The organism is Mycobacterium sp. (genome assembly GCF_035603715.1).
Classification (GTDB): domain Bacteria; phylum Actinomycetota; class Actinomycetes; order Mycobacteriales; family Mycobacteriaceae; genus Mycobacterium.
Genome location: NZ_DATNJW010000623.1, coordinates 1 through 6,373, shown reverse-complemented (window position 1 = coordinate 6,373; position 6,373 = coordinate 1). Strand labels below are relative to the sequence as shown.

Sequence of the window (6,373 nt, the reverse complement as noted above, 5' to 3'; positions counted from 1 at the left end):
TCGCGGGCACGCTGATCAGCATCACCGCGGAAGAGGACGTCACGGTTTCGGTCGGCGGCGAGCTCGCGCGAATCGGCACGGGCGCCACCACTGCCGCGCCCGCACCGGCAGCGGCACCCGCGCCACCGGCTCCGCCCGCGCCAGCAGCTCCTCCCGCGCCACCCGCTCCGCCCGCGCCACCCGCTCCGCCCGCGGCGGCGGCACCCGCGCAGCCGCCGGCCGCGCCAGCACCACAAGCCGCACCCGCGGCCGAACCCGCCCCGGCGGCCGGTTCGAGCAGCGCTCCGTACGTCACTCCCCTGGTGCGAAAGCTGGCTGCGGAGAACAACATTGATCTCAGCGCGCTGAACGGAACCGGCGTGGGGGGACGCATCCGCAAGCAGGATGTGTTGTCCGCCGCTCAGCAGAAGGAAGAAGCGGCCAAGGCGCCGGCACCAGCGGCCGCGGCCCCCGCACAGGCCCCGGCTGCGCCGAAACCCAGCGCACCCACACCGGCGCCCGCGCTGGCACATCTGCGCGGAACCACGCAGAAGGCCAGCCGGATCCGACAGATCACGGCGAAGAAGACCCGCGAGTCGCTGCAGGCCACCGCGCAGCTCACCCAGATCCATGAGGCCGACATGACCCGGATCGTCGCGCTGCGGGAAAAGGCCAAGGCCGGGTTCGCTGAACGCGAGGGCGTGAACCTGACCTTCCTGCCGTTCATCGCACGCGCCGTGATCGATGCGCTCAAAGCGCATCCGAACGTCAATGCCAGCTACAACGAGGACACCAAGGAGATCACCTACTACGACGCCGAGCATCTCGGCTTCGCGGTAGACACCGAGCAGGGGCTGCTTTCGCCCGTCATCCACAACGCCGGCGACCTGTCGCTGGCTGGGTTGGCGCGCGCAATCGCCGACATCGCCGCCCGCGCCCGCTCGGGTGATCTGCGGCCCGACGAACTGTCCGGCGGAACTTTCACCATCACCAACATCGGCAGTCAGGGCGCGCTGATGGACACCCCAATCCTGGTGCCGCCGCAGGCCGCGATGCTGGGCACCGGGGCGATCGTCAAACGGCCGCGCGTCGTCGTCGACGAAACCGGCAACGAATCGATCGGCGTGCGGTCAGTCTGCTACCTCCCGCTGACCTACGACCACCGACTGATCGACGGCGCTGATGCCGGGCGATTCGTCACCTCCATCAGGCATCGGCTCGAAGAAGGCGCGTTCGAGGCCGATCTGGGACTCTAGGAGGGCTTGAATCGTGACCGCTACCGTCGCGATCGCAGGCTCGTCCGGCCTGATCGGGTCGGCTCTGGTCACGGCGCTGCGCACCGCAGACCACCGCGTGCTACGGATCGTGCGTCGAGCACCCGCGAACGCCAATGAGCTGCACTGGGATCCGGACGGCGGCGAATTCGACACTGGCACGTTGCAGAGCGTCGACGCCGTGGTCAACCTGTGCGGCATCAACATCGGACAGCGACGCTGGTCGGGGGCGTTCAAGCAGAACCTGCGCGACAGCCGCATCACCCCGACCGAAGTGCTGGCCACCGCCGTCGCCGACGCGGGCGTCAGCGTGCTGGTCAACGCTAGCGCGGTCGGCTATTACGGCGACACGAAGGACCGTGTGGTCGACGAAACCTCCTCGCCGGGAACAGGTTTCCTGGCGCAGCTGTGCGAGGACTGGGAGGCGGTCACCGCGCCGGCCCGCAACGCCGGCACGCGCGTGGTGCTGGCCCGAACCGGCGTGGTGCTGGCCGCGTCCGGCGGCGCGCTTCGCCAGTTACGGCCGCTGTTCTCGGTGGGCCTCGGCGCCCGCCTGGGCAACGGGCGCCAGTACATGTCGTGGATCAGCCTCGAGGATCAGGTGCGGGCCCTGCAATTCGCCATTGAGGACGACCGGCTGTCCGGGCCGGTGAACCTGACCGGGCCGGCGCCGGTCACCAACGCCGAATTCACCGCAGCACTGGGCCGGGCGGTCAACCGGTCCACCCCGCTGATGGTCCCGGGTTTCGCGGTGCGGGCTGCGCTGGGCGAATTCGCCGAGGAGACACTGTTGAGCGGGCAACGCGCGATCCCGGCTGCGCTGGAGCGGGCCGGCTTCGAGTTCGAGCACAAGACCGTCGGCGAAGCGCTGCGCTACGCGACCGCGACGCGCGATGTCGCCTAGCGGCTGTCAGGTTGTCACCAGGTTCGAGTTGTAGCCTCTCCGCCGTGAGTTCGATCCGCTCGAGCACGGCCCCGATCGACATCCGCCAGATGGAGATCGTGGACTACCGCGTCGCCTGGCAGCTGCAGCAGGAGCTGGCCCAGGCGCGCGCCGCCGGCGGCACCGACAAGTTGCTCCTGCTCGAACACCCGTCGGTTTACACGGCCGGCCGGCGCACGGCGGCGCACGAGCGGCCGAACGACGGCACACCCGTCGTCGACACCGATCGCGGCGGCAAGATCACCTGGCACGGGCCGGGGCAGCTGGTCGGCTACCCCATCATCGGGCTGACCGAGCCGCTCGATGTGGTCAATTACGTTCGCCGCATCGAGGAATCGCTGATCAAGGTGTGCACCGATGTCGGTCTGCAGGTGGGCCGCATCGACGGCCGCTCCGGAGTGTGGGTGCCGGCCGGCGCGGGCCGACCGGCACGCAAAGTCGCTGCCATCGGTGTGCGGGTGGCGCGGGCGACGACGCTGCACGGGTTCGCGCTCAACTGCGACTGCGACCTCGGCGCGTTCGAGACGATCGTCCCGTGCGGCATCAGCGACGCCGGCGTGACATCGATCTCCGCCGAACTGAGCCACCGGGTCGGGGTCGACGATGTCCGGTCGTCGGTCGCTGAGGCGGTCTGCGACGCCCTGGATGGCCGGCTGGCAGTTGACCCGCAGCACAGCGCCGCCCGCGTAGCATCGACGCCGTGACCGTTGCCCCCGAAGGTCGGAAACTCCTGCGTCTGGAAGTGCGCAACGCGGAAACCCCGATCGAGCGCAAGCCCGCGTGGATCAGGACCCGGCTGCGGATGGGCCCGGAATACACCGAGCTGAAGAAGCTGGTCCGCCGCGAAGGCCTGCACACCGTGTGCGAGGAAGCCGGCTGCCCCAACATCTACGAGTGCTGGGAAGACCGTGAGGCCACCTTCCTGATCGGCGGCGAGGTGTGCAGCCGCCGCTGCGACTTCTGCCAGATCGACACCGGCAAGCCCGCGCCGCTCGACCGCGACGAACCGCGCCGGGTCGCCGAGAGCGTGCAGGCCATGAGCCTGCGGTACTCGACCGTCACCGGTGTGGCCCGCGACGACCTGCCCGACGGCGGCGCCTGGCTGTACGCGCAGACCGTGCGGGCCATCAAAGAGCTCAACCCGTCCACCGGTGTCGAGCTGTTGATCCCCGACTTCAACGGCGACGCAGACCAGCTTCGGCAGGTCTTCGAGTCCCGTCCCGAGGTGCTGGCCCACAACCTCGAGACCGTGCCGCGGATCTTCAAGCGCATTCGTCCGGCCTTCTCCTACCAGCGCAGCCTCGACGTACTCACCGCGGCAAGGGATTTCGGGCTGGTCACCAAAAGCAACCTCATCCTCGGGATGGGCGAGACGCCCGAGGAGGTGCGTGCGGCGCTGACTGACCTGCACGGCGCCGGATGCGACATCGTCACCATTACCCAATACCTGCGCCCGTCCGCGCGGCACCATCCCGTCGAGCGCTGGGTCCACCCCGATGAATTCGCAGAGTTCGCGCAGTACGCCGAGCACCTGGGATTCGCCGGAGTGCTTGCCGGTCCGCTGGTGCGTTCGTCGTACCGGGCCGGACGGCTCTACCAGCAGGCCAGTCAGCAGCGGCACGAGACGCCCACCACGCAGCCGGGCTGAGCCCGGCTTTCAGTATTCTTGGCGATTATGGCCAAACCCCGCGATGCCAAGGCGAACAAGGCCGCCCGAGCCGAGGCGAAAGCCACGCGCAAGGCGGCCGCTAAAGAGCGCCGTAGCCAGCTCTGGCAGGCGTTCAACATTCAGCGTCAAGAGGACAAGCGACTGCTGCCCTACATGATCGGCGCGTTCGTGCTGATTGTGGGCACCGCCGTCGCGATCGGGGTGTTGTCTGGCGGATTTGCCCTGATCTCGATGCCTGCACTCGGTGTTGTACTGGGCGCGTTGGTGGCGTTCATCATCTTCGGCCGGCGCGCGCAGCGATCGGTGTACAGCAAGGCCGACGGTCAGACCGGGGCCGCCGCCTGGGCGCTGGACAACCTGCGCGGCAAATGGCGCGTCACCCACGGGGTCGCGGCCACCGGACATTTCGACGCCGTTCACCGGGTGCTCGGCCGTCCCGGCGTCATCCTGGTCGGCGAGGGATCCGCGACCCGGGTCAAGCCGCTGCTTGCGCAGGAGAAGAAGCGCACCGCGCGACTGGTCGGCGACGTCCCGATCTACGACATCGTCGTCGGCAACGGCGACGGCGAGGTTCCGCTGGCCAAGCTGGAGCGCCACCTCACCAAGCTGCCGGCCAACATCACCGTCAAGCAGATGGATTCGCTGGAGTCACGGCTGAGCGCACTGGGTTCGCGGGCCGGGACCGCCGCGATGCCCAAGGGTCCGATCCCCGGCAATGCCAAGATGCGCGGCGTCCAGCGCACCGTGCGCCGGCGGTAGTCAGCGCCGTACGACGGCGGTGCCGGTCACGCGGTCCTGGATCCCCCGCCCGTCGACGTCGACGAACAACGCCGGTATGACGAACGCGATCAGCACACCGCGCGCCGTGGCCCGGCCCACTCCGACGTGCATCCGCTCGTCGACGGATGCCACCCGCAGGCCCAGCGCCAGCTGGCCCGGAGTGAACTCGAACAAGCGAACGGCCACGATTCCGAGCACCAGCCAGATCACCAGGACCACCGTCGACAGCATGCGCAACGGGATCAGTCCGAGCGTCATCCCGAGGGCGGCCAAACCGTATGCAAGTAACCAGTCGACCAGCAGCGCCACCAATCGGCGCCCCATGCGGGCCAACGAACCCGGACCGTGTTCGGGCAGACCGAGCGGCTGGCCCGGATAACCCTGAGGCTCTCCCGATCCAACGGGTTCCCGACCTGATGGTGGGGGGCGGTTGCTGCGGGTCATCACCCCACAATAAGGTCAGTTCTGGCCAGACCCGGGGACAGCACGTGGTGCCACGTAACGTCGACGTAACACGGGGTTTGACTCAGGCGGCACCGCGTCCATAGCGTCTGACCGGGCAACCCGTTTACGCCCGCGTAACGGGGTGCTCATCAGCGACCACAGTGTTTCGAAGCTCGCAGCAAAGGAGAGCGCTTCGGTGTCCGAAAATACGGCCGACGACATTTTCAAACTGGCCAAGGACGAGCATGTCGAATTCGTCGACGTGCGGTTCTGTGACCTGCCAGGCATCATGCAGCACTTCACAATTCCGATTTCGTTCTTCGACGAGAGCGTGTTCGAGGACGGGCTGGCCTTCGACGGCTCGTCGATTCGAGGGTTCCAGTCAATTCACGAGTCCGACATGTTGCTGCTCCCCGACCCCGACACGGCGCAAATCGACCTGTTCACCCAAGCCAGGACGCTGAACCTCAACTTCTTCGTGCACGACCCGTTCACCCTCGAGCCGTACTCGCGCGACCCGCGCAACGTCGCTCGCAAGGCGGAGAACTATTTGGTCAGCACCGGCATCGCGGACACCGCTTACTTCGGCGCCGAGGCCGAGTTCTACATCTTCGACTCGGTGAGCTTCGACTCGCGCACCAACGGCTCGTTCTACGAGGTGGACGCGATCTCGGGTTGGTGGAACACCGGCGAGCCGACCGAGAACGACGGCAGTCCGAACCGCGGGTACAAGGTGCGTCCCAAGGGCGGTTACTTCCCCGTCGCTCCCGTCGACCACTACGTCGACCTGCGCGCCAGGATGCTGCAGAACCTGATCAAGGCCGGCTTCAGCCTGGAAAAGGGCCACCACGAGGTGGGCACCGGCGGCCAGGCCGAGATCAACTACAAATTCAATACGCTGCTGCACGCGGCCGACGACATGCAGCTGTACAAGTACATCGTCAAGAACACGGCGTGGCAGGAAGGCAAGACCGTCACCTTCATGCCCAAGCCGCTGTTCGGCGACAACGGCTCGGGTATGCACACCCACCAGTCGTTGTGGAAAGACGGCAGCCCGTTGATGTACGACGAGACGGGTTACGCGGGCCTGTCCGACACCGCGCGCCACTACATCGGCGGCTTGTTGCACCACGCGCCGTCGCTGCTGGCCTTCACCAACCCGACGGTGAACTCCTACAAGCGTCTGGTCCCCGGCTTCGAGGCTCCGATCAACCTGGTTTACAGCCAGCGCAACCGGTCGGCGTGTGTGCGTATCCCGATCACTGGCACCAACCCGAAGGCCAA

Annotated in this window: 7 protein-coding genes; 6 read left to right on the top strand and 1 reads right to left on the bottom strand. The window is 67.5% G+C overall.

Annotated elements, in window-relative coordinates:
• The 5 genes from sucB to VN856_RS25400 all read left to right on the top strand — a co-directional run.
• Window positions 1-1,235: 2-oxoglutarate dehydrogenase, E2 component, dihydrolipoamide succinyltransferase (sucB, locus tag VN856_RS25420; protein ID WP_325694482.1), on the top strand; the 1,235-nt coding region annotated here is incomplete at its 5' end.
• Window positions 1,236-1,245: 10 nt separating this feature from the next.
• A complete protein-coding gene (locus tag VN856_RS25415; RefSeq protein WP_325694484.1) occupies window positions 1,246-2,157 on the top strand; it encodes a TIGR01777 family oxidoreductase in 912 nt (303 codons plus the stop codon).
• Between the two features lie 11 nt (window positions 2,158-2,168).
• Window positions 2,169-2,900: a lipoyl(octanoyl) transferase LipB gene (lipB, locus tag VN856_RS25410; protein WP_414687045.1), complete on the top strand. Its 732-nt coding sequence runs from the start codon at window positions 2,169-2,171 to the stop codon at window positions 2,898-2,900.
• Window positions 2,897-3,844: a lipoyl synthase gene (gene lipA, locus VN856_RS25405; RefSeq protein ID WP_325694478.1), complete on the top strand. Its 948-nt coding sequence runs from the start codon at window positions 2,897-2,899 to the stop codon at window positions 3,842-3,844. Before lipB ends, lipA begins: the two co-directional genes overlap by 4 nt.
• Window positions 3,845-3,871: 27 nt before the next feature.
• Complete coding sequence (locus VN856_RS25400) at window positions 3,872-4,624, top strand: DUF4191 domain-containing protein (RefSeq protein ID WP_325694477.1); 753 nt, start codon at window positions 3,872-3,874, stop codon at window positions 4,622-4,624.
• On the opposite strand, the gene VN856_RS25395 is transcribed toward VN856_RS25400, so the two are convergent.
• Window positions 4,625-5,089: an RDD family protein gene (locus tag VN856_RS25395; RefSeq protein ID WP_325694475.1), complete on the bottom strand. Its 465-nt coding sequence runs from the start codon at window positions 5,087-5,089 to the stop codon at window positions 4,625-4,627.
• Between the two features lie 196 nt (window positions 5,090-5,285).
• Between VN856_RS25395 and glnA the strand changes: the two genes are divergently transcribed.
• On the top strand, window positions 5,286-6,373 hold a 1,088-nt coding region (gene glnA / locus VN856_RS25390), incomplete at its 3' end, for a type I glutamate--ammonia ligase (RefSeq protein ID WP_325694473.1).

Bases quoted from the DNA above. Each gene is read 5' to 3' on its own strand.
- VN856_RS25400 (WP_325694477.1), top strand. From the start codon at position 3,872: ATGGCCAAACCCCGCGATGCCAAGGCGAACAAGGCCGCCCGAGCCGAG.
- VN856_RS25395 (WP_325694475.1), bottom strand. From the start codon at position 5,089: ATGACCCGCAGCAACCGCCCCCCACCATCAGGTCGGGAACCCGTTGGA.